This is a genomic window from Chryseobacterium sp. JK1, assembly GCF_050632815.1.
Taxonomy (GTDB): domain Bacteria; phylum Bacteroidota; class Bacteroidia; order Flavobacteriales; family Weeksellaceae; genus Chryseobacterium.
The window spans coordinates 2,717,432-2,739,145 of sequence record NZ_JBODRU010000001.1 but is presented as its reverse complement, the minus strand read 5'-3'; the positions used below and the strand labels follow the sequence as shown (position 1 = coordinate 2,739,145).

The 21,714-nt window shown below is 36.2% G+C and carries 15 protein-coding genes and 2 tRNA genes; 5 read left to right on the top strand and 12 right to left on the bottom strand.

Annotated features, from left to right (window positions below):
• Positions 1–149: 149 nt before the first annotated feature.
• From ACQ76T_RS12435 to ACQ76T_RS12420, 4 genes are all read right to left on the bottom strand, one after another.
• Positions 150–222 (bottom strand) — tRNA-Phe (locus tag ACQ76T_RS12435).
• A gap of 306 nt (positions 223–528) precedes the next feature.
• Positions 529–601 (bottom strand) — tRNA-Phe (locus ACQ76T_RS12430).
• Positions 602–708: 107 nt separating this feature from the next.
• Positions 709–2,550, bottom strand: a complete 1,842-nt coding sequence (locus ACQ76T_RS12425) for a lysophospholipid acyltransferase family protein (RefSeq protein WP_431343604.1) — start codon at positions 2,548–2,550, stop codon at positions 709–711.
• A 22-nt stretch (positions 2,551–2,572) separates the two neighbouring features.
• Positions 2,573–3,811, bottom strand: coding sequence for an aspartate kinase (locus ACQ76T_RS12420; protein WP_431343603.1), 1,239 nt, complete (start codon positions 3,809–3,811; stop codon positions 2,573–2,575).
• Positions 3,812–4,135: 324 nt separating this feature from the next.
• Here ACQ76T_RS12420 and fbp point away from each other — a divergent pair, with 324 nt between their 5' ends.
• Both fbp and ACQ76T_RS12410 read left to right on the top strand, forming a co-directional pair.
• Entirely contained in the window at positions 4,136–5,152 is a 1,017-nt protein-coding gene (gene fbp, locus ACQ76T_RS12415; protein WP_431343602.1) for a class 1 fructose-bisphosphatase, read from the top strand.
• Positions 5,153–6,157 carry an o-succinylbenzoate synthase gene (locus ACQ76T_RS12410; protein WP_431343601.1) on the top strand — a complete coding sequence of 335 codons (1,005 nt, stop codon included), beginning with the start codon at positions 5,153–5,155 and terminating at the stop codon, positions 6,155–6,157. It begins immediately after the preceding gene.
• Between the two features lie 14 nt (positions 6,158–6,171).
• On the opposite strand, the gene ACQ76T_RS12405 is transcribed toward ACQ76T_RS12410, so the two are convergent.
• Together ACQ76T_RS12405 and ACQ76T_RS12400 are read right to left on the bottom strand one after the other, a co-directional pair.
• Positions 6,172–6,339: a bacteriocin-like protein gene (locus ACQ76T_RS12405; RefSeq protein ID WP_431343600.1), complete on the bottom strand. Its 168-nt coding sequence runs from the start codon at positions 6,337–6,339 to the stop codon at positions 6,172–6,174.
• A 494-nt stretch (positions 6,340–6,833) separates the two neighbouring features.
• Positions 6,834–7,967 (bottom strand): alpha/beta hydrolase, encoded by a 1,134-nt coding sequence (locus tag ACQ76T_RS12400; RefSeq protein ID WP_431343599.1) that lies wholly within the window; start codon positions 7,965–7,967, stop codon positions 6,834–6,836.
• 154 nt (positions 7,968–8,121) lie between these two features.
• Here ACQ76T_RS12400 and ACQ76T_RS12395 point away from each other — a divergent pair, with 154 nt between their 5' ends.
• Positions 8,122–9,792, top strand: a complete 1,671-nt coding sequence (locus tag ACQ76T_RS12395; RefSeq protein ID WP_431343598.1) for a glutamine--tRNA ligase/YqeY domain fusion protein — start codon at positions 8,122–8,124, stop codon at positions 9,790–9,792.
• 87 nt (positions 9,793–9,879) lie between these two features.
• Here the strand turns inward: ACQ76T_RS12395 and ACQ76T_RS12390 are convergent, their stop codons facing one another.
• From ACQ76T_RS12390 to ACQ76T_RS12380, 3 genes are all read right to left on the bottom strand, one after another.
• Entirely contained in the window at positions 9,880–10,776 is an 897-nt protein-coding gene (locus ACQ76T_RS12390; protein WP_431343597.1) for a 3-hydroxyacyl-CoA dehydrogenase, read from the bottom strand.
• Positions 10,777–11,048: 272 nt separating this feature from the next.
• The gene (locus ACQ76T_RS12385) at positions 11,049–12,989 is read right to left on the bottom strand and encodes an oleate hydratase (RefSeq protein ID WP_431343596.1); all 1,941 of its coding nucleotides are present in this window, start codon (positions 12,987–12,989) and stop codon (positions 11,049–11,051) included.
• Between the two features lie 89 nt (positions 12,990–13,078).
• Complete coding sequence (locus ACQ76T_RS12380; protein WP_431343595.1) at positions 13,079–13,840, bottom strand: helix-turn-helix domain-containing protein; 762 nt, start codon at positions 13,838–13,840, stop codon at positions 13,079–13,081.
• Between the two features lie 418 nt (positions 13,841–14,258).
• On the opposite strand from ACQ76T_RS12380, the gene ACQ76T_RS12375 reads away from it, so the two are divergent.
• Positions 14,259–15,440, top strand: coding sequence for an MFS transporter (locus ACQ76T_RS12375; RefSeq protein WP_431343739.1), 1,182 nt, complete (start codon positions 14,259–14,261; stop codon positions 15,438–15,440).
• 85 nt (positions 15,441–15,525) lie between these two features.
• Here ACQ76T_RS12375 and ACQ76T_RS12370 read toward each other — a convergent pair whose 3' ends face one another.
• Positions 15,526–16,518, bottom strand: a complete 993-nt coding sequence (locus ACQ76T_RS12370; protein ID WP_431343594.1) for a YpdA family putative bacillithiol disulfide reductase — start codon at positions 16,516–16,518, stop codon at positions 15,526–15,528.
• A 574-nt stretch (positions 16,519–17,092) separates the two neighbouring features.
• On the opposite strand from ACQ76T_RS12370, the gene ACQ76T_RS12365 reads away from it, so the two are divergent.
• On the top strand, positions 17,093–17,737 hold the full coding sequence (locus ACQ76T_RS12365; RefSeq protein ID WP_431343593.1) for a hypothetical protein: 645 nt from the start codon (positions 17,093–17,095) through the stop codon (positions 17,735–17,737).
• Between the two features lie 43 nt (positions 17,738–17,780).
• On the opposite strand, the gene ACQ76T_RS12360 is transcribed toward ACQ76T_RS12365, so the two are convergent.
• Positions 17,781–19,067, bottom strand: a complete 1,287-nt coding sequence (locus tag ACQ76T_RS12360) for a glycosyl transferase family 1 (RefSeq protein WP_431343592.1) — start codon at positions 19,065–19,067, stop codon at positions 17,781–17,783.
• Positions 19,068–19,143: 76 nt separating this feature from the next.
• A complete protein-coding gene (locus ACQ76T_RS12355; RefSeq protein ID WP_431343591.1) occupies positions 19,144–21,684 on the bottom strand; it encodes a YfhO family protein in 2,541 nt (846 codons plus the stop codon).
• Positions 21,685–21,714 lie beyond the last annotated feature (30 nt).

Genomic DNA, 21,714 nt, shown 5'->3' with positions numbered 1-21,714 from the left:
GCTTCTTAAAATAAAATATTTGAATCATCTTCTTTGCGATTAAAAAATGGATCAATCGTAAAAGTTGTTTGGAGGCCCGAAAAAGTTAACCATTTTCAGGACAGGATATATACAAAAAAAAACCTCTAAATAAATTAGAGGTTTTCAAGTGGTTTCTCCAGGAATCGAACCAGGGACACATGGATTTTCAATCCATTGCTCTACCAACTGAGCTAAGAAACCATTATATTGTTGTTTGACTTACTTCGTTGTTTTTAAAGTGATGCAAAAGTAGTGTATTTTTTTCAATTATGATCGATATTTTTTATTTTTTAATGCCTATTGATCGCTTTTTATGTCTAAGCATAAGATTAACAGGGAGAAAAAATCGTTTTGAAATATTATGAATATAAATTTAATAGTAATGAATTTACCTGTTCCTTTTTTGCAAAGAATTTTTAATGAAAATCAATTTAACGGATCTTTCCAATTTTTCAGAACGAAATATATACAAACAAAAAAACCTCTAAAAAATTAGAGGTTTTCAAGTGGTTTCTCCAGGAATCGAACCAGGGACACATGGATTTTCAATCCATTGCTCTACCAACTGAGCTAAGAAACCATTATGTTGTTGTTTATTACTTCGTTGTTTTAAAGTGATGCAAAAGTAGTAAGTTTTACTATACAAAGCAAGTATTCATCGTACTTTTTTATGAAATCACTAAAAAGTTATTGATTATCAGTCTGATTATTTTCCTGCTCCTTTCGGATCTGCTCACTCATCTCTTCAAGTACAGGTTTAATCGTACTTTCAGGAAGATCACTGATTCTTATATACATCAACCCGTCAATCGCATCATTAAAGTTTGGATCAACATTGAAAGCGATTACTTTCGCATTTTGCTTGATGTACTTTTTAATAAGAACGGGAAGTCTCAATTCTGGTTCAAGATCATCAATGATCTTATCCAGCTTGTTAAGGTCAGACTCCATTTCCTCAAAGAAAAGGCTTTTATCTCGATCACGAAGTTTTACCTTATACTCATTTCTCGGTGTGATATACTGGGCCACTGCAGAATCAAAATAATTGGAACGCATAAACTCAATCATCAGAGACTTTGAGAACTCAGAAAACTTATTAGAAATACTTACACCACCCATAAGGAATTTGTGGTCAGGATTTCTCAGACAAACGTGTACAATTCCTCTCCACAAAAGGAAAAGTGGAAGTGGTTTCTGCTGATATTCCTGGCAGATGTAGGCACGGCCCATTTCGATCACCTTTTTAAAGAAAGGGTGAATGTCCTGCTCGAACTCAAATAAAGAGCTTGTGTAGAATCCTTTGATGCCATACTTCTTCATCACCTCTCTACCTAATGCCATTCTGTATGCCCCTGCCAATTTTTTTTCAGCGTTATCCCAAAGGAATAGATGATGATAATGCTTATCGTACTCATCAAGGTCAAATGGGAGATTACTTCCTTCACCTACCGCACGGAAAGTAAGCTCTCTCTGACGTCCGATTTCCCTCATGATGGAAGGGATTTCTTCGTAAGTCGTAAAGTAAATCTCATAATTTCCGTTACTGAATAACATTTTATCTGTTCCCCTAAGTTTGTCAACATCTTTTATAATGTCTTCAACCGGAGTTTCATCAATGATATTCTGAACGATATTTTCTTCCTTCAGTAAAGGAAATTTTACAGACAGATTCTGAAGATTGATGCTTTGAGCAAGAGATTTTCTTTTTTCATAGTAAGATTTCATCATATACACCTTACGTTTCAAAAACTCTCCCAATTCTTCAATGGTTTCCATTTCGTCCATTGCCTTCACTGTAATAGGACGTCCAATTCTGATTCTGATAGGTTTTTCTCTATCATTCATCATTTCAGCAGGCAACATCAGGGTTTGTAAATTCGGGTGAAGTTTAGCTACCTGATAAAAAAGTCGGCTGTTCTTAGCATGGAAATACATAGGAACTACCGGCACTTTAGCCATTCTGATAAGCTTAAGTGCCGTTTTTTCCCATTCTTTATCTAGAATTTCTCCGTAAGGATTGTTTTTGTTGGAAACTTCTCCTGCCGGGAAAATACCTACACAGCCTCCGTTTTGTAAATGCTTTAGTGTTTCGCGCATTCCTGAAGAGCTGCTGTAAGCTTCTTTTCTACCTTCAAAAGGATTTACTGCAATTACATATGGTTCCATAGGTTTGATCTTTTCCAAAAGGAAATTACCCATTACCTTGAAATCCGGACGAACCTCAGATAAGACCTTGCACATCAAAATACCGTCAATAGCACCCAGTGGATGATTGGAAACCAATACAAACGGTCCTGTTTTCGGAATTTTTGCCAGGTCTTCTTCAAAAGCTACATAGCTTAAGTTTCTCTCTCTCACAAATGAGTCGAAAAAGTCTTTGCCTTCCTTGTCTTTTAGTTTATCGTATAATTTGTTTACTTCGTTTATTTTGGCAATGCTCATTACAGCGGATGCTATCGGATTCTTGAGGAACCCGATTTTACTTAAGCCGGAAGCTTGGATTAGATCGTTTTTCGAAATTAAACTCATGTGTGTTTAGTCGCAATTAATATTATTGTGTTACCATTTGAAGAGTATTCTTGGAAATTTGTTCCAATAATACATTTTTTTCATGGTAAAATTTGTCAATGTGATCCATCTTCGCATTTCTTACTGTGAATAAAGATACATTTTTAATTGCTTCGGTTTTAAAAATTTTTTGAAGTTCTTCATTAAGCTCTTCAATATGATTAAATTTATCCTCAAGGCACAGTGCCAGTGAGATTGCAGAATTCTGCATCAGAGAAACCTTGATTTTGTATTTTGATAAATATCCGAAAATCAGGCTCATATGATCCTCAGCAATGAAAGAAAAGTCTCTTGTTGAGATTTTCAGCAATGCCTGATTCTCTTTTAAAATATAAGATTCCTCCTGTTGGTTTTTGTCGGAAGCCCCTACTTTTGTTCCTTCTTTGGTAGGATCTACGAAAGATTTTACATAGAAAGGAATGTTTTTTTGCTGTAACGGCTGCAATGTTTTCGGGTGGATAACACTTGCGCCATAATATGCCATTTCAATTGCTTCTTCATAGGATATATTGGAAAGAAGAGATACATCTTCGAATTTTCTCGGATCTCCTGTCATTACTCCGGGAACATCTTTCCATATCGTCATAGCATCAGCATTTAGGCAGTAAGCAAAAATTGCCGCAGAGTAGTCAGAACCCTCTCTACCCAATGTTACCGTAAAATTATTGTCGTCAGAGCCAATGAATCCCTGTGTTACATAGCAGATTTCGGGATTTAGATGGGAGATGAATTCTTCCGTTCTTGCCCAGTCTACCGCACCTTCTCTGTATGAATTATCCGTTTTGATATAATCCCGGGCATCAAGCCACTGATTGGTAAATTGGATTTCATTCAGGTACTCACTTACGATCTTTGTAGAAATCATTTCCCCACAGCTTACAACCTGATCGTACACAAAGTTGTAATTAGGAGATTTATTTCTTCTCAGAAAAGAATCAATATCATCAAAAAAAAGATTGATTTCAGCAAAAACGGCATGATTTTCAGGAAAAAGTCCTTCCGCAATCTCAATGTGTTTTCGTTTTATCTTCTCAATCTCAGTTTGATAGTTATCCTTTTTGAAATAAAGTTCTACAACTTTTTCCAACTCATTGGTCGTTTTGCCCATTGCTGAAATTACCAGCAAACATTTGGCAAATCCCTGGCTTTTTAGAACCATAGACACGTTTTTCACACTTTCGGCGTCTTTTACAGACGCTCCACCAAACTTGAAAATTTTCATTAAATTGTTAAAAATAAAATTGTTAGATAAAAAATTACATGAGTTTTTTACGGACGTCAAAATTATAAATTTACAACGAGATATGAAATAGCCTATTGCTATGATAGAATTAAGATTTCCTTAAAATAAGGAATTTATGAAATAATCTTAATTTTTCATCTGTTTGTGATAACAAATTGGGTACTTCAATGATCATTCGATCCATAAGATTATTGTTAGGTTTAATTGTATTGTGTTGATAAACAGTGTGTAGTGTCTTTTGTAATTAAATTTTCTTAATGCAATAAATTTTCCGAAATTTGGGCAAAACGTAAAAAGAAAAATATGTCAAATCAACCATTACAGACTTTAGGAGAATTTCTTATTGATAAGCAGGACGATTTTCAGTATTCAACAGGTGAATTCTCTCGTCTTCTGAGTGCAATAAGATTGGCTTCGAAAGTTGTAAACAGAGAAGTAAATAAAGCCGGAATTGTAGATATAACAGGAGCTGCAGGAAACCAGAATATTCAAGGTGAAGAACAGCAGAAACTTGATGTCATCGCTAATGAAATTTTTATTACGGCTTTGTCTCAGAGAGAGGTTGTTTGTGGTATAGCTTCTGAAGAAAATGATGATTTTATTGATATCAAATGTGGAGAAAATGGCCATTTAAGCAAATATGTAGTGCTTATTGATCCTTTAGACGGCTCTTCCAATATTGATGTTAATGTTTCCGTAGGAACTATTTTCTCTATTTACAGAAGAGTTACAGAACCTGGAACTCCGGTACAGCTGGAAGACTTTTTACAAAAAGGGATTAATCAGATTGCAGCTGGATATGTTATCTATGGTTCTTCTACCATGATTGTTTATACAACAGGAAATGGAGTGAACGGGTTTACACTGGATCCGTCTTTAGGCACTTACTATCTTTCTCACCCTAATATGACTTTCCCAAAAACAGGTAAAATCTATTCCATCAACGAAGGAAACTATATCAAATTCCCTCAGGGAGTAAAAAATTATCTTAAATACTGCCAGATGGAAGAAGGTGATCGTCCTTACACTTCCAGATATATTGGTTCTCTGGTAGCAGATTTTCATAGAAATATGCTGAAAGGAGGAATTTATATTTATCCTTCTTATTCACAGGCTCCGAACGGAAAACTAAGATTATTGTATGAATGTAATCCAATGGCATTCCTGGCAGAGCAGGCTGGAGGTAAAGCTACAGATGGGTTCAGAAGAATTTTAGAAGTAGAACCTACAGAACTTCATCAAAGAATTCCGTTTTTCTGCGGAAGTATTGATATGGTGGAGAAAGCAGAAGAATTTATGCGTATTGACAGCGTTAAATAAATGAAAGCAACCTACTTAAAATATTTATTAGAATTCAAACGCCCGAGTGGAACATCTCGCGGCGTTTTGCTTGATAAAGAGACCTTTATTCTGGAAATTTCGCACAACGGAAAAAAAGGAATAGGGGAGTGTGCTATTTTCAGAGGTCTGAGTTGTGATGACAGACCAGATTATGAAGATAAACTGAAATGGCTTTGCGAAAATATTGAGAAAGAACCCGAATATTTAAAAGAAGAACTGGAAGAATTTCCTTCCCTATGGTTTGGCTATGAACAGGCAGTTCAGAATTTGAAGTATGGCGGTAGTCTTTATTTTCCAAGTGAATTTACCGAAGGTAAAGCTCCTATTACCATCAATGGACTGATCTGGATGGGAGACGTAGGGTACATGGAAGAACAGATCCAGGACAAGCTGGATAAAGGATTTCACTGTATTAAATTAAAAATCGGGGTAAACTGGAAATCAGAACATGTTATTCTACAGGAATTAAGGCAGAAATTTTCTAAAGACCAGCTGGAACTGCGTGTAGATGCCAATGGAGGATTCAGTAAAGATGAAGCGGTGATTGTTTTGCAGCAGTTGGCAGATCTCAACATTCACTCTATTGAACAACCTATAAAAGCGGGGAATTGGGCTAATATGGCAGAACTGTGTGCCCAGACACCTACTCCAATTGCATTAGATGAAGAACTGATTGGAATTACAGATCCTGTAGAAAAAGAAAAATTGTTAAAAACGATAAATCCGCAATATATTATTTTGAAACCTGCCTTGGTGGGTGGATTTTCAGGATCTGATGAATGGATTTCCCTTGCCGAAAAACAGAATATAGGCTGGTGGATTACCTCTGCCTTGGAAAGTAATATAGGACTGAATGCTATTGCTCAGTATACATTCACAAAAAAAAGTCCAATGCCTCAAGGTTTAGGCACTGGAGCTTTGTTCGTCAACAATTTTGAATCCGATTTAGAGCTCAAGAATGAGTTGCTGTGGTTCAAAATATAATTGAGAAAATTAGATTAACATGATGGAGCAGGTGAATCCGGACACGTGGCTTGCCCACAGTAGTCAGGAGCCCAAGATCTGCAGCACATAGCAGAAGGATTCCAGCTGTTACATCCAAGAGGGGGTCTTCCTCCTTTGATAGCCTTTAATTTTTCTCTTTTGATTTTTTCTAAATTTTTCATAATGAATATTTTAATTGATTGGAAAGTAAATATCGAAAAGTTTTATCAGATACACAAAATTTTGATACTTTATTAATTAAAATATGATTATATTGATTGAAAATTATCAGATTTAATAAATGGAATCAGGGCTTGTAAAAACCCTGATTTTTATTGTAAAGTCATTGGAATGGTAGTTTCGGGATGTACATTACGCAAGAAACTTCCTGCACTAGATGTATAGGAATTTTACATTATTCGGAAAAAAGCGGGAAGATAAAATAATGATTGGATCGGATAATTTCTTGTTTATAAGTTTAAAATTCAGTTAAATCACATCTTTTACGAAAATGGCTTTCTTTATATAGTTTAAGATATAAGAAAACCTCACTTTAATTTTTCCCATAATAAAAAATTGTAGTTCTCTATGACATTAATTGGCAATCTCTATGCCATTCTAAAAGCTATTTATAACTTTAACACAGAGTTAATTTCTGTAATATTTCCTTAATGAATTATTGAGAAACAAGGGTGAAAATGTTTTCATTCTCTTTTACTCTTCCTGAAATCAGATTTCGATCTACTCCGTATAAATTCTGGAAAATATCATTTTGAACCTGCGAGCTCGAAAGATATCCCCAATGATTTCCTACATCAAACTTAAGGCCGCTGAGAAGGTCATCTTTCACAAACGTACAGTCGATAATAGAAACCGTATCTTTATATTGGATGATATCACTAGGGCCATTTTTACCCAGTCTTGGCGTCAGAATATTTTTAGTGAACTGAGAAATTCCCAGAATAACATCCTGTCTGTTCAGATAAACAGAAATTCTGTTGGCAAGAAGAGGGAGCTTATTGAAAGAGTCTTCCGAATCCTCAAATACTTTGTAACTCACATCAGCATTCAATAGTAAAACCTGATCAATTACTCTCAGGATATTTTCTCTCTTGAAACTGTAAAGCATACTTTGAAGTACTCTGTTTCCCATAGAATGTGCCATCAGATGAATTCTTTGGTTGCATGGAGCGAGATCGCGATTAGAAAAAATATCTTTTAAAAACTGAGTATAAAAATAGAAAAGCCTCAGAAGAGAATTTCCGGAATTGATGCTGGACGCTTTATCATCAAAGTAAGTAAGTGGAACAAGGCTGCTTGAAGCAGGCCAGCTTATAAATAAAATATGTTCTATAGGAGAAGCGGGATTATCGATGAATATTTTTTTAAGATCCAGAATCGCTTTTAATTCATCATCGAAAGTATAAGCATACCCATGAATAAAAATTAATACATCGCTTCTATCTTTGGTAGACGACATATTTTTGTACAGCTCATAGAACATTCTCTGGGTTCCGCCAAGGTTACTGACCGTCAGGGAAGATTTCTTAAGCCCCTTTTCGCTCAAAAGAACCTCCAGAACATTTTCATATCCTTGTTTTTCCGGTTCAGAAAAGAGCTTGTAATCCAATATATTACGGTTGGTGTAATCTTTTTTCTTTTTGGCTTGTGCAGAAGGCTCTTTGTAATCGTCAAAATTACATTTGGCAATTCTAAAATTAGGAATGGAGTATTCATCATTGGAAAAAGAATCTACTTTTTCGTCTTTATGACGTACAATTTTCCGGTTGCTTACGATATAAACGCCCATGATTCTCAGTTTGATAAAATGGTTTTAGCTTTCTCTAAATTAATGAAAAATACTGAATAACAATACGTAAGGCTTTTAAATTATCCCTTTCACAAACACTTATTTTTCCGTAACTTTGTACAACTTTTTTTGCTAAAAAATAAAAGCTAGTTTAATGGAAGAAGAAAAAAAATCCCTCAATTTTATTGAGCAAATTATTGAAGATGATTTGGCAAACGGACTGAAAAGAGAAGAGATCCGTTTCCGTTTTCCCCCGGAACCCAATGGTTATCTGCATGTAGGGCACACAAAAGCGATCTGCATCAACTTTGGTTTGGGAGAAAAATACAACGCTCCCGTAAACCTTCGTTTCGACGATACGAACCCTGAAAAAGAAGAGCAGGAATTCGTAGATTCTATCATGAAAGATGTGGAATGGTTAGGTTTCAAGTGGGATAAAGTATTGTATGCATCCGATTACTTCCAGCAGCTTTACGATTGGGCAGTTCAGTTAATTAAAGAAGAAAAAGCTTATGTCGATGAGCAGCCGTCTGAAGTTATTACCGAACAAAGAAAAAATCCTGCAGAACCGGGAATAGAATCTCCTTACAGAAACCGTCCTGTTGAAGAGTCATTAGATTTATTCGAAAGGATGAAAAACGGAGAATTTGAAAGTGGTTCAATGTCTCTTCGTGCAAAAATCGATATGGTTTCGCCCAACATGAATATGCGTGACCCTGTTATGTACAGAATTTTGAATAAACCTCACCACAGAACAGGTACAGCCTGGAAGATTTATCCAATGTACGACTGGGCTCATGGAGAATCCGATTATATTGAACAAATTTCACACTCGCTGTGTTCTTTGGAGTTTGAAAATCACAGACCTCTATACAACTGGTATTTGGATCAGGTATACGAAGAAGGAAAAGTTAAAAACAAGCAGAGAGAATTTGCGAGGATGAATGTTTCCTATATGATTACTTCCAAAAGAAAACTTCAGAGATTGGTTGCTGAAAAAGTGGTAACAGGATGGGATGATCCTAGAATGCCTACGATCTCGGGGATGAGAAGAAAAGGTTTCACACCAACAGCGATCAGAAACTTTATTGAAAAAGTCGGGGTTGCAAAAAGAGAAAACCTGATCGAAATCCAGTTGCTTGACTTCTGTGTACGTGAAGATCTTAATAAAGTAGCTAAACGTGTAATGGCCGTGATAGACCCGGTAAAACTGGTGATCGAAAACTATCCTGAAGATAAAGAAGAATGGTTGGAGACTGAGAATAATCCGGAGCAGGAAAATGCAGGAACAAGAGAAATTCCTTTCTCAAGAGAACTGTATATTGAGCGTGAGGATTTCAAAGAAGAAGCTAACAATAAATTCTTCCGATTGAAACTGGGAGGTGAAGTTCGTCTGAAGTCTGGTTATATCATTAAAGCGGAAAGAGTAGAAAAAGATGAGAATGGTGAAATCACTACCATCTATGCTACTTACGACGAAAAGAGTAAATCAGGAAGCGGAACAGAAGAAAGTTTAAGAAAAGTGAAAGGAACCTTACATTGGGTATCAGCCAAACACGCTATCCCGGTAGAGGTAAGAATCTACAATCAGCTGTTTACAGTAGAACAGCCAGATGCTGAGAAGGATGTTGATTTCTTAAATTTCATCAACCCTGAATCTGTAACTACCGTAAAAGGTTTTGCTGAGCCAAACCTTAAAGAGGTTGCTATAGGTGAGCCATTACAGTTCCAGAGAATAGGTTACTTTACAAAAGACCAGGATTCTACAGAGGATACATTGGTATTTAACCGTACAGTAACATTAAAAGATTCTTTTAAACCTTAATAATAAGAGTATACATAATAAATAAAAAGCAGGACTTCATTGAAGTCCTGCTTTATTTTAATAGTTTAAAATCTGAAGTTTACTATTCTATTTCAAAAAATCTTTGTCCTTATAAGCCGGATTGGGATATTTATAAAATCCTTCACCCGTAAGAACCCCAAGTTTTCCTTTATCCAGATATTCTTCTTTTAACTTTTCAACTGCTTTGATCTTTAATGGATCCTGAGTTTCTTCGGCTTCCATTTTATTGATGTTATAGGCTGTTGTAATGCCGACTACATCCAGAATTCCGAAAGGACCTGTTGGTGCTCCTGTAGCCACCATCCATGTTTTATCAATGGTTTCAATATCTGCTACTTCATCAACCCATAAGTTAACAGCTGCTCCCAGCAAAGGAACAAGCAATGAGTTCACGATATATCCAGGTTGCTCTTTGTAAATAGGAAGGGCTACCATTCCAATCGCTTTTGCAAACTCAATAACGGAATCAAATACCTTCTGTAATGTTCCGGGGTGTCGCATAACCTCTCCCGTGTTGTGTTTCCAGATTTCATTGGCAAAGTGAAGTGCTACAAATTTTTCAGGTCTTCCTGTAGCTTCTGCAAACTGACTGGGAAGTAGCGTAGAAGAGTTGGTGGCAAATACTGTTTTTTCCGGAGCTACTTGAGCGAGTTTGTGGTAAAATTCGATTTTGATGTCAGGATTTTCGGGAACGGCTTCTATCAGAAGATCTGCATCTTTTACTGCTTCGGCAAGATCAGATGAATAGCTGAGGTTTTTCAACGTAGCATCCAACTGTGCCTGAGTAGCATTCAAATCCTGTTTGTAGGCATCACTTAAAGCTGTGAACTTTGCTTTGGCTTTTTCCAATACTTCATCATTGATATCATATACTGTAACTTTGAATCCGTGATAGGCTGTCTGGAAGGCGATCTGATATCCTAATACGCCACTTCCGGCTATCGTTATGTTTTTAAAATCCATGAGATTTATTTTTATAGTGAAAGATGTTGTTTTAAAAGTAATCTATAATGTTAGTATGAGGTATATTTTAACGCAAAGAAAAAGTTCATAATGCTTTATTTAAGGAAAGCAAAGGGAGAATCAACAAGTTGATTTGATGAAGCATAAGACTTTGCCTAGCAGATTTATCTGCCTTTGTTTACTAAAAATATTCAATATATAATAAAAAGCTTTGCGTCTAAAAAATAAGGTATAGCTTACTTGTAAAACAACTGATTATACAAATTGTTATTCTATCCTTTTACTCCTTTTACCCATTCCTGGAATCTCCCTATCTGCTCCATGATGAAAGATTCATGTTCTTCTTTCTGCTCAGGGCGGTCAACCAGAATATGTTCGAAATAACTTCCTTTTAAGACTTTTCTTAGGATACCTTCTCCCAGGAACGGTTTATAGTCATTAAGAGCCTGAGTGGCTTTCAGTAAATGTCTGATGTCATACTGCAGCGGGTTGATGTCCGGAACCTGTTTGTTGAGGTTAAGAAGGCTGTATACCGCTATTCTGGCTGTTCTTACAGAACTTTCCATGGTGAATACAACATCATTATTGGTTTCTACAAACTGCCCTACAAGGCCTAAATTGCTACATCCTTCAGGAACTACTCTTGGACGGTCACCTTGCGCTCTAGGCATAAACATCGAAGTGATGTAAGGCATAAAAGCAGTACGTACAATAGTATTGTCTACAACATTGTCCAGCTGATCTATGATACCAAGGTGATAAGATAACTCTGCAAGGATTTCATTTCCTGTACACTGAGGCATTGTTTTTTTGATATAATTACCTTCTTTATCCATCAGTAACGCATACACCCATACCACCAGAATATCGTCCGGCTGGGTAGGAAAGTGTGGCTGTCTGTTGCAGGTAAAACTCATTACCCAGTTGGAGTCTGTAATAGTAATAATACCACCGGTAGCTGTTCTTCCGGAATAAGGATCATTCACACACAATTCTTTCAGTTTTTCTGTGAAGGCCGAAGGTCGGCAGGTTAATGTTGCAGATTCCCATGAAGATTTTTCAATATGGCTACAGAATTTTTCCGGTTTCCCGAATACTTCAGATTTGGCAGCAAGGTTTTTCCAGAGTTTCCATCCCGCACTTTGTCCTGCACTGCTGTTATCTATGGTGACTTCCGGAACGGTATCATTATTTCCATAGAAGGTACTCTCTGTCATAGATCCGGTAGTAACAATTACATAATCATCTTTTCCAACCGGAATTCTTACCTCTTGGCCATCCTGTTCTGTAATAATTCCCTCTACTTTTTTTCCTTCGGTGTTGATATGAATATCAAGATCTTTAACCAACGTATTGAACTGTATCTGTACTCCTTTTTCAATTAAAAAGTTTTTTAAAGGGGTAACATAAGTGTCGTACTGGTTGTATTTTGGGAATACGAGACATGAAAAATCTTTCATTCCGTCGATCGCATGAAGGAATCTGTGCATATATAATTTCAGTTCCAGTAAGCTGTGCCAGTTTTCAAAGGCAAACATGGAACGCCAGAAAAACCAGAAATTACTGTTGAGGAATGATTCTGAGAAATAATCTTCAATAGTCAGGTCATCAAGCTCTTCTTTTTTCTTTAACAAAAGTTTGACAATCGCCAGTTGATCTTTCTTCTCAAGTCCAAATTTACTAAAATCCTTAATTTGTCCCTGGTTGTGAATCAATCTCGCTTTTGAATAGTTAGGGTCATTATCATTCACAAGACGGTATTCGTCCAGTACACTGTAAGGAGCAGGTAGCTCTAAAGCAGGTATATCCTGGAACATATCCCATAAATTCTCATAGGTCATATCCATTTCTCTTCCTCCTCGGATGATGTAACCGTCTGTTGCATTACCGGCTCCATCCAGAGAACCACCTTCTACATGAAGCTGATCCAGAAATATAATGTTTTTGCCGGGAACATGGCCATCACGGATGAAATAATACGCTGTGGACATTCCCGCAATTCCGCTTCCAACAATATAAATTTTACTGTTCTCGTAAGATTGTAAGGGAATTCCCTTATTACGTTGATAGTTTCCGATCTGGTCGGAAAAAGGCATTGTTTTTTCAGGGGTGTTAATCTGAACTTCTTTACTTGAATCCGGTTCGTGGTTTACTTTTCCAAACTGGTCAGAGGCATTTAAAACTTTGTCGAATTTTGAATTGATCGTACTCATTGTTTATTGTTTTTAATTAACAGTATAAAGGTACCTCTATTCACAAAGCAGTATATATCCCCAATGTCAGAATTACTGTCCCCAAATTCTCAGGACTGGATGTTTTCCTTTATTCTGTATTCTGAAGGGGAAAGAGAAGTGTGTTTTTTGAAAAAACGCCCGAAGGCCGACGCCGAATTGAACTGAAGCTCAAAAGCAATTTCTGAAATAGTGATGTCTGGATTTCCAAGCATCATATAAGCCTCCTTCAATAGAGTTTCGTCTATCACTTCGTGAGGCGTTTTTCCGCAAGCTTTTTTAATGATATCAATAAGGTATTTGTTGGAAATACAAAGCTGATCCGCATAAAACTGAACGGCTCTCTGTCCTCTGATATTCTCTCGAATCAGTTTACTGAATTTCAGGTAAAGGTCCTTTTTTCCTTCCTCTTTTTCAGGATGAGTGCCATTTTCTTTTTCTACAATCTCTGCTGTTTCAAGAAGGAGGTTGAAGATGATGGTTCGGATAATCTCTTCGGTAAATTTTCCCTGTTTTCTGGACTTCTTTTTTAGATAGTCAAGCAGATTCTGAAGTAAAGATGAGTTTTTGGGAGCGGTTTTTACAATACTATATGAGCCTTTGGAGAAAAGATTCATTTTTTCAATGATAAAAGGATTGGAGATATTTTTGATCAGAAAATTTTTATCGAAGAACAGAAGCTTCATCATAAAGTCTTCACTGGTTTTGAGGAACTTTACAATGGTAGAAGGAGCCGCAATGAGAAAACTGTCGGTATCCACTTTATATTTCTGTCGGTCTATTTCAATGGTTATTTCTCCGGCTGTACAAATGCACAGTGCATAATAATCCATTCTGAAAGGGGCTTTAGGAAAATCAAAAATTGGTTTGCCGGAGGATATATAATAGGACTGCCGGCAGTCAATATTGTAAAAAGATAAAGTGTCGTGTAAATTTTCGTAAGTCACCATTCTTTTGTGTTGATTAATATTTTATTGTGTATTTCAGTTATTTAAGGCTGAAAAGTATTGTTGTTACTGCAATTTACGAATTTTATAAATGTTTGTACATCGTATATTTTAAAAAGAATTGGTTTTTTCAGGATATAGATAATGGTTTGACTGTATAGTGGTTATTGATAAAAAATGGTTTAAATAAAGGCTTTTGCTTTATTTTTATCTACCTTTGTACTTCAAATTCCCCCAAAATATTATCGTGAAACTTATTAACTTATATACGAGTTCTTTCAAAGGACTCTCGCAGGAGAGTTGGATGTTGGCATTGGTAATGCTGATCAACAGGGCGGGTTCTATGGTGCTTCCTTTCCTGGGAGTATATATGACAGACCATTTACATTTTAGTATAGAAAATTCCGGAATTGTACTGAGCTTTTTTGGAATAGGTTCTGTGATCGGCTCCTGGTTGGGTGGGATGATCACCGATAAAATTGGTGAATATAGAGTACAAAGTCTAAGCTTACTTTTCAGCGTACCATTATTCTGCCTTATCCCTTTATTTACTACAGAAGCAGGACTGGCAGGGATTATTCTGGCCCAGAGTATTGTAAGTGAAACTTTTCGTCCGGCTAACTCGGTGGCTATTACTAAATATGCCAGACCCGAGAATATTACCAGAGCTTTCTCCCTGAATCGTATGGCCGTTAATTTAGGATTTTCTATAGGTCCGGCACTCGGAGGGATTCTATCTGCTATTTCTTATGAGTTTTTGTTTTTCAGTAATGCTTTGGCAGCTTTATTAGCCGGGCTGATGTATATTTGGTTTTTCAAAGACCGTACAAAAAGAGCTAAGCAGGCAGCGAAAAAAGTTAAAGAAGCCATAATCGTAAAAAAAGAAAGCTCTCCTTACAGGGATGGAAAATTTTTGGTTTACAGCATTTTCTGTATGCTGTTTGCCATATGTTTTTTCCAGTTATTCAGTACACTGACTATTTTTTATAAAGATACCGCACACCTAAGTCAACAGAATATTGGATATATTCTCGGCTATAGTGGTATTTTGATTGTATTGCTGGAAATGGGATTTGTACAGTTGGCAGAAAAGTATTTTACCCTAGCTTTTACCATGGCTATCGGAACTTTCTTATGTGGTTTTTCGTACGCAATGCTTGCTTTCGATTACAGTATTATTGTCCTGTTTCTTTCGATGACACTGCTTTGTATAGGAGAAATCTGGACGCTTCCTTTTATGTCTACTATTACCGCTTTACGTTCGGGTAAAAACAATAAAGGAGCTTATATGGGGCTGAACGGAATGTCTATTTCAATTGCGTTTATTATCACTCCTTATATTGGAACTCTGATTGCCGAAAAACTAGGTTTTGATGTTTTATGGATCGGAACCGGAGTATTGGGGGCAGCAATTGCTGTTGGTTTTTATTTTGTCATTCCGTGGATGCTTAAAGATAAAAATAAAATTGAAGAAGATATATTATAAATAGATTGGTTGGCAACTTATACTTATACAAAACCCAGCCGGTTTACCAGCTGGGTTTCTATTTTCATTTTCTTGTATTTAAAAGTTACAAGCTTCTGTAATCTGTTAAAAACGTATTTTTAGCCATCACATTATTAATGATCATGCTGGCATGAACTCTCGAATTCTCTATGAACCATAGATGAGTATCTTTTCCGCCGCATACCACTCCTGCAAGGTAAAGACTGGGAACATTGGTTTCCATTGTTTCAGGGTGATATAAAGGATTCAGGCAATCTCCATTCAGTTCAATCCCTGAATTTTTCAGAAAATCAAAATCTGGGAGGTAGCCTGTCATAGCCAGTACAAAATCATTTTCGATCTCATGAAGCTTGCCGTCTTTATCTTTGAAAATCACAGTTTTTTCTTTTATCTCAAACATTTCAGCATTGAAGTGAGCGGTGATAGCTCCTTCTGCAATTCTATTTTCAATGTCTGGTTTTACCCAGTATTTTACACTTTTTGAAATTTCGGAATGACGAACGATCATCGTAACTTCTGCTCCTTTTCTATAGGTTTCCAAGGCTGCATCTACTGCAGAGTTGCTAGATCCTATTACGACTATTTTCTGTCGGGCATAAGGATAAGGCTCAGTATAATAATGTTTAACCTTCGGAAGATCTTCTCCCGGAATATTCATAATGTTAGGAATATCATAAAATCCTGTTGCAATCACTACATTTTTGGCCTGATAGTTAGCTTTTGTCGTTTCGATTTTGAATATTTCGCCGTTTTTTGAGACTTTTAACACCCTTTCATAAAGATGGATATTCAGATCTTTCTGTCTCGCAATACCCTGATAATATTCCAAAGCGTCCTGTCTTCCTGGCTTTGGAGCTGTAGAAATGAAAGGAGTACCGTCTATTTCCAGTTTTTCGGCTGTAGAAAAAAAACGCATATATAGAGGATAGTTGTACAGTGAATTGACAATGGTTCCTTTTTCTATAATTATATATTTCAGGTTGTTTTTTTGAGCCTCAATGGCACAGTTTAGACCAATAGGGCCAGCTCCGATAATAAGAATATCAAAAATTTCCATTTAACAAATGTACGATGTAATTCGTAGAAAATTAAGCTTACCAATTAGATATTAACTGTTATACCAAGAGAATTTAAAAATGATAATCTAAAAATAATTATACCGGAATGATGCTGCATTTTTAGTACAAAGAGATCATTTCTAAGGCTAGATTCCTACGGAATGACAAACAGGATGGTGAGTGTATCCGTACACTTCGTCATTCCGTAGGAATCTAAACATTGTATCATTTTCAAACACTTTAGAAAGATTAAGGAAATACCACATAATGAATTTGATAGAGGATGTAAATCCTTGATTTTCAAAAAAATTAGTGTACTTCTTATACCCAAAAGTATATAATTTCAATAGCTTAAATGGTTAAAAAAGTTTTTGTGGCTTTTAACTTCGTTGAATCCTCGATTTGCGGTTTAATAAAAAGTGTAAACAGCTTTATTAAAAAAACTTTGCATTAAAAAATAAGATATCCTTTAAAACATTCTGTAACCACACCTTTTAAAACTCTGTTATTTACTCATTTCTGAATTTCTGGCACTGGTTTTGGTGTTTTTATACTTAATGCAAAATTGAAAAAATGAAAAAAATGATTACCTCACTAGCGGTTATTGCCGTAATGATTGCCTGTAAGAAGGAAGTTCAAAAACCTGTTCCCAATGAAATTGATTCAATGGCACAAGCAAAATCAGACAGTGCTGTCCATAAGGTTCAAAATAATGCGGCAAAAGAAGTAACGCTTAAAAAGACGAATGATGAACTTCTACAAGCTTTAAAAAATAAAGACTACAAAACTTTCGCTTCTCTGATTCATCCCGAAAAAGGAATTCGTTTTTCAATGTATGCTTTTGTAGATTTGAAGGGGGATAAACATTTTTCTAAAGCAGAGTTTGAACAGTATCTTCCCACCAAAACGCTATTTACCTGGGGAGCTCATGATGGGTCAGGCGATCCTTATAAAGCAACTATTAATAATTATCTTGGGAAATGGGTCTTTTCAAAAGATTTTACGGCATCAAAATATTCACTCAATACATTTACAGGAGGAGGTAATTCTCTTAATAACCTGAAGGAAATGTATCCTAAAGACGATTTTACCGAAAATTATATTAAAGGGACTGAAAAAGCAGGAGAAATGGACTGGAAGACACTTCGGTTTGTATTTGAAGAATTTCAGGGTAAATATTATTTGGTTGCGGTGGTAAATGACCAATGGACAATATAGATGTAAAAAATAAGCGGAAAGTATGAGTTTCCGCTTCTATTTTTTATAGTATTTCTGTAAGTTGTTGGGTGAGATTTTTTCTTGAAAACTGTTCAATTTGTTGAGTGTTCTCTTGCAGATTCCCACTTTTCCAAAGGTCAAATTTTTCAAGAATAAACGTTTTTATCGTTTCTGTTTCATGATAACTGAAATGTTTTCCCGCCTGGGTTTCGACCAGAATTTTTGCTACATCTGCCTGATTCGGACCAAACGACAGAATTTGTTTTCCCGAAGCAAGATACTCAAATATTTTTCCTGGAATAATTCCTTTTGAAGACTCGTTCGGGAAATTGGTAATCAGAAGCATTTCTGAGTTCTGCATTTCCTCTACAGCTTTACCGTGGGAAAGATATCCCAGGTTCAGAATATGGTTTTTCAGGTTAGAATTTTCAAGAGAATGTAAAATCTTATCATCAATTCTTCCGACAAATTTCAATTTAAAATTAGAGGCAAAATCATCATTTTCCTGAATCAGATCATGAAGTGATTTCCAAAGATTTTCGGGGTTTCTGAGTTGCTCTAAAACTCCGATATAACTTAATGTGAAATTTTGATTTTTCTGTCCTATTACTTTCTCTCCGGAATCACTTTCGTCAAACCCATTGGTAATACAAAAAGCATTGGCTCCTGCTTTGCGAAAGTTTTCAGCATCGGTGTAGCTTGTTGCCAGAGTAATATCTGCATTTTTGAAAACGGCACTTTCAAGTTTTCGGTGTTTGTTGTCTGAACTTCTGGTTAATTTCAAATGCTTATAATAAGAAATCTCAGTCCAGGGATCACGAAAATCTGCAATCCATTTCAGATTGGGAAGTTTATCTTTCAGTCCCAATCCAATTAAATGCAGAGAGTGTGGCGGGCCAGAAGTAACAATCGTATCTATTTTATTTTCTTTCAGGTATTTTTCTAAAAACTGAATAGATGGTTTTACCCAGAAAACTCTTGCATCAGGAATGAAAAAATTTCCTCTTATCCAGATCGAAAGTTTAGATTTCCAGCTTTGATTTTTCCCTACATCAAACTGTCCGGCTTTAAACTTTTTATTGCTTTTATTAAGCTTTTCTGCCAGCTGATAAGGTTCCCATATCTTAGTTCTTACCATCTCAATGTTTTCAGGAACATCCTTCATCAGGGTTTCATCTATTAAAGGATAGCTTGGGTTTTCCGGCGTATAAATGATGGGCTTCCAACCAAAATCGGGGAGATATTTGGCAAACTTCAGCCATCTTTGAACACCAGGACCTCCCGCAGGAGGCCAGTAATAGGTGATAATCAGTATTTTCTTCTGTTCCATTTTTTTAGCTTAAATGGTCTTTATCATTCTTCACTACGTTATGCTTCATTCAAAATGACATAACGCAATAATTATTTTAAGCTTTTTGCTCAACTAAATCTGCTTTCTTTCTGTTTTTGTTCATCCAGAAAATTCCAAATGCTGCTAAAGCAATAAATAATCCGAATGATATAAGAGAAAGCCATTTTCCTTTTTCAATCACTTCAGGTTCGAAAACCATTCTGATATGGTGATTTCCTGCCGGAACATGTACTGCACGAAGAAGATAATCTGCCTTGATGTAAGGAACTTCTTTTTCATCAACCAGTACTTTCCATCCATGAGGATAGTAAACTTCAGAAAATACAGCCAATTGAGGTGTTTTCGACTGAGATTTGAACTCCAGCTCATTAGGCTGATACTGAGTAAGAGTGATGAATGCCGTTGAATCTGCCTGAACAGGTTTATTGCTGAAGTATGATTTATCTGATGATGCTATAACAGCTGTCTTCTTATTGTCAACAACTCCAATAGATTTAATTTCTTCATTAGGAGTGTCTACAAACTTTAAATCACTTACAAACCACGCATTTCCGTTGGCTTTTGGGTTTGGAACAACCTGTGGCTGATCCGGCCCCCCGAAAACCATATATTTAGCATTCAGTAAGTTTAATATTTTTGGAGTTTTTACACTGTCGATGTTATTGATGTATTCATTCAGAACGTCATCGTATCTTCTTAATTTTACAGCGTGATACCCACCGATAGAAGCTTTGAAGTAAGATGTATTTGTTTCACTGGTTACTCCTAAAGTCTGGTTGTAAATTCTGTAATGGTTTTTGTCTTTGTCAGCAATCGTTTCTAACGTTTTGTTGATTTTTACATTGGCAAGAATAGATTCTAAATTTGGATTTCCCTGAACTTTTTCTGCCAACAGATCTGAGCTTTCTGTCTGGAAAGGATTTTCTGCAAAGATCTTATCTACATAATTTTCATCATTCAGATAACGCTTATTTACCGTCCAAAGGTCAAATAAACTTACTGCTCCGATAATAATTAAAGCAATATTCTGACTTAGTTTTTTCTTTAAACTTAAGAATAAAGCTCCGGCAGCAATAGCAACATAAATAAATGCTTTTATCGCATCTATTCTGAATAGTTTATATCTTTCATCCACAAGATAATCCAAAAGGAAAGGAGGGAAATATGTTTTTTCACCTTCCGTTGCAAATCCTAATAATGATTTTCCAAAGAGTAAAAGAATTAATAGCAGGCCTAATGTTCCGCCACTAACATACATCAGGATTTTCTGTTTATATTCTTCAGAAAGTTTTTCATCAGTGAAGAATCTGTATATTCCTAAAATAGCAATTAGAGGGAATAATAATTCTACAACTACCAGGATGGAAGAAGGAGCTCTGAATTTATTGTAAAAAGGAACATAGTCTATAAAGAAATCAGATAAAGGCATAAAGTTGCTTCCCCAAGCCAGTAAAATGGTAAGAATAGAGGCTCCCAAAATCCAATAACGGTATTTCTTCCATGCAAAGAAGAAACCTAACAGAGCCAGAAAACATACAATAGCTCCCTGATATGCAGGTCCTGAAGTTCCCGGTTGGTCTCCCCAATAGGTCATTCCGCTGAATCCTTTTGAAATTCTGTCCATTTCAGCCTGTGATCCTACGTTTTCCTGAACAAGTTCCTGAACTTTGTTCATCATTACTTTTCCTTCCGGTTCCTGGCTTCCTCCACCCATTAATCTTGGGATGAAGAGGTTCAGTGTTTCAAGCTGTCCGTAGCTCCACATCAGCATACTTTCCTTATCCATTCCTGATTTTCCCGAAGTATGGCTGTCGTTGGTTAAGATCTGCTTTCCACGAACGGTTTCTTTTACATATTCCGAGTTGGCCATGATTCTCTGTGAGTTCATTCCAACTCCGATCATGCATGATGCAGCAATAATTCCTGATGAGATCAGGAAGTGTTTCATTGGAGTCTTTTTCTGGATCGCTCTGATCAATTCAGAAAGGAATAAGAATCCTAGTGCCAAAAAGAGGTAATATGTCATCTGTGGGTGATTGGCAGCGATCTGTAATCCCATGAAAAGAGTGGTGACAATAAATCCCCAGATGTATTGTTTTCGGATATAAACCAATAAAATCCCGGCCAAAAGAGGAGCGAAATATTCAATTGTATTTACCTTTCCGTTATGTCCGGCAGCAATAATAATATAAAAATAAGTGGAAAGTCCAAAGAAAGTGGCTCCAAGAAGGGCATACTTCCAGTTTCTTACCACTACCATTCCTAAAAGAAAAAAGCCTGCAAAAAGTAAGAATAGATAATTGACCGGTCTTGGCAGAAAATTCAGATTGCTGTCGATCTTTTTGATGATGTCACCTTTAAACTGGCTTCCCATCTGATAGGTCGGCATTCCCCCAAACATGGAGTCGCTCCAGTACGTTTCGTTTCCGGTATTGGCTCTATAGTCGAGCAGTTCTTTTGCTCCTCCGCGGTATTGTACAATATCATGCTGGAAGAGTTGCTTTCCTGTAAATACAGGTGTTGAATATAAAAATGCTAAAACTATAAATACTACTAATGAAGCTGCAATATAAATTAAGTTTTTATTTTTTGCCATGTGCTGGTTATTATCTTTTATTTCTTGGAA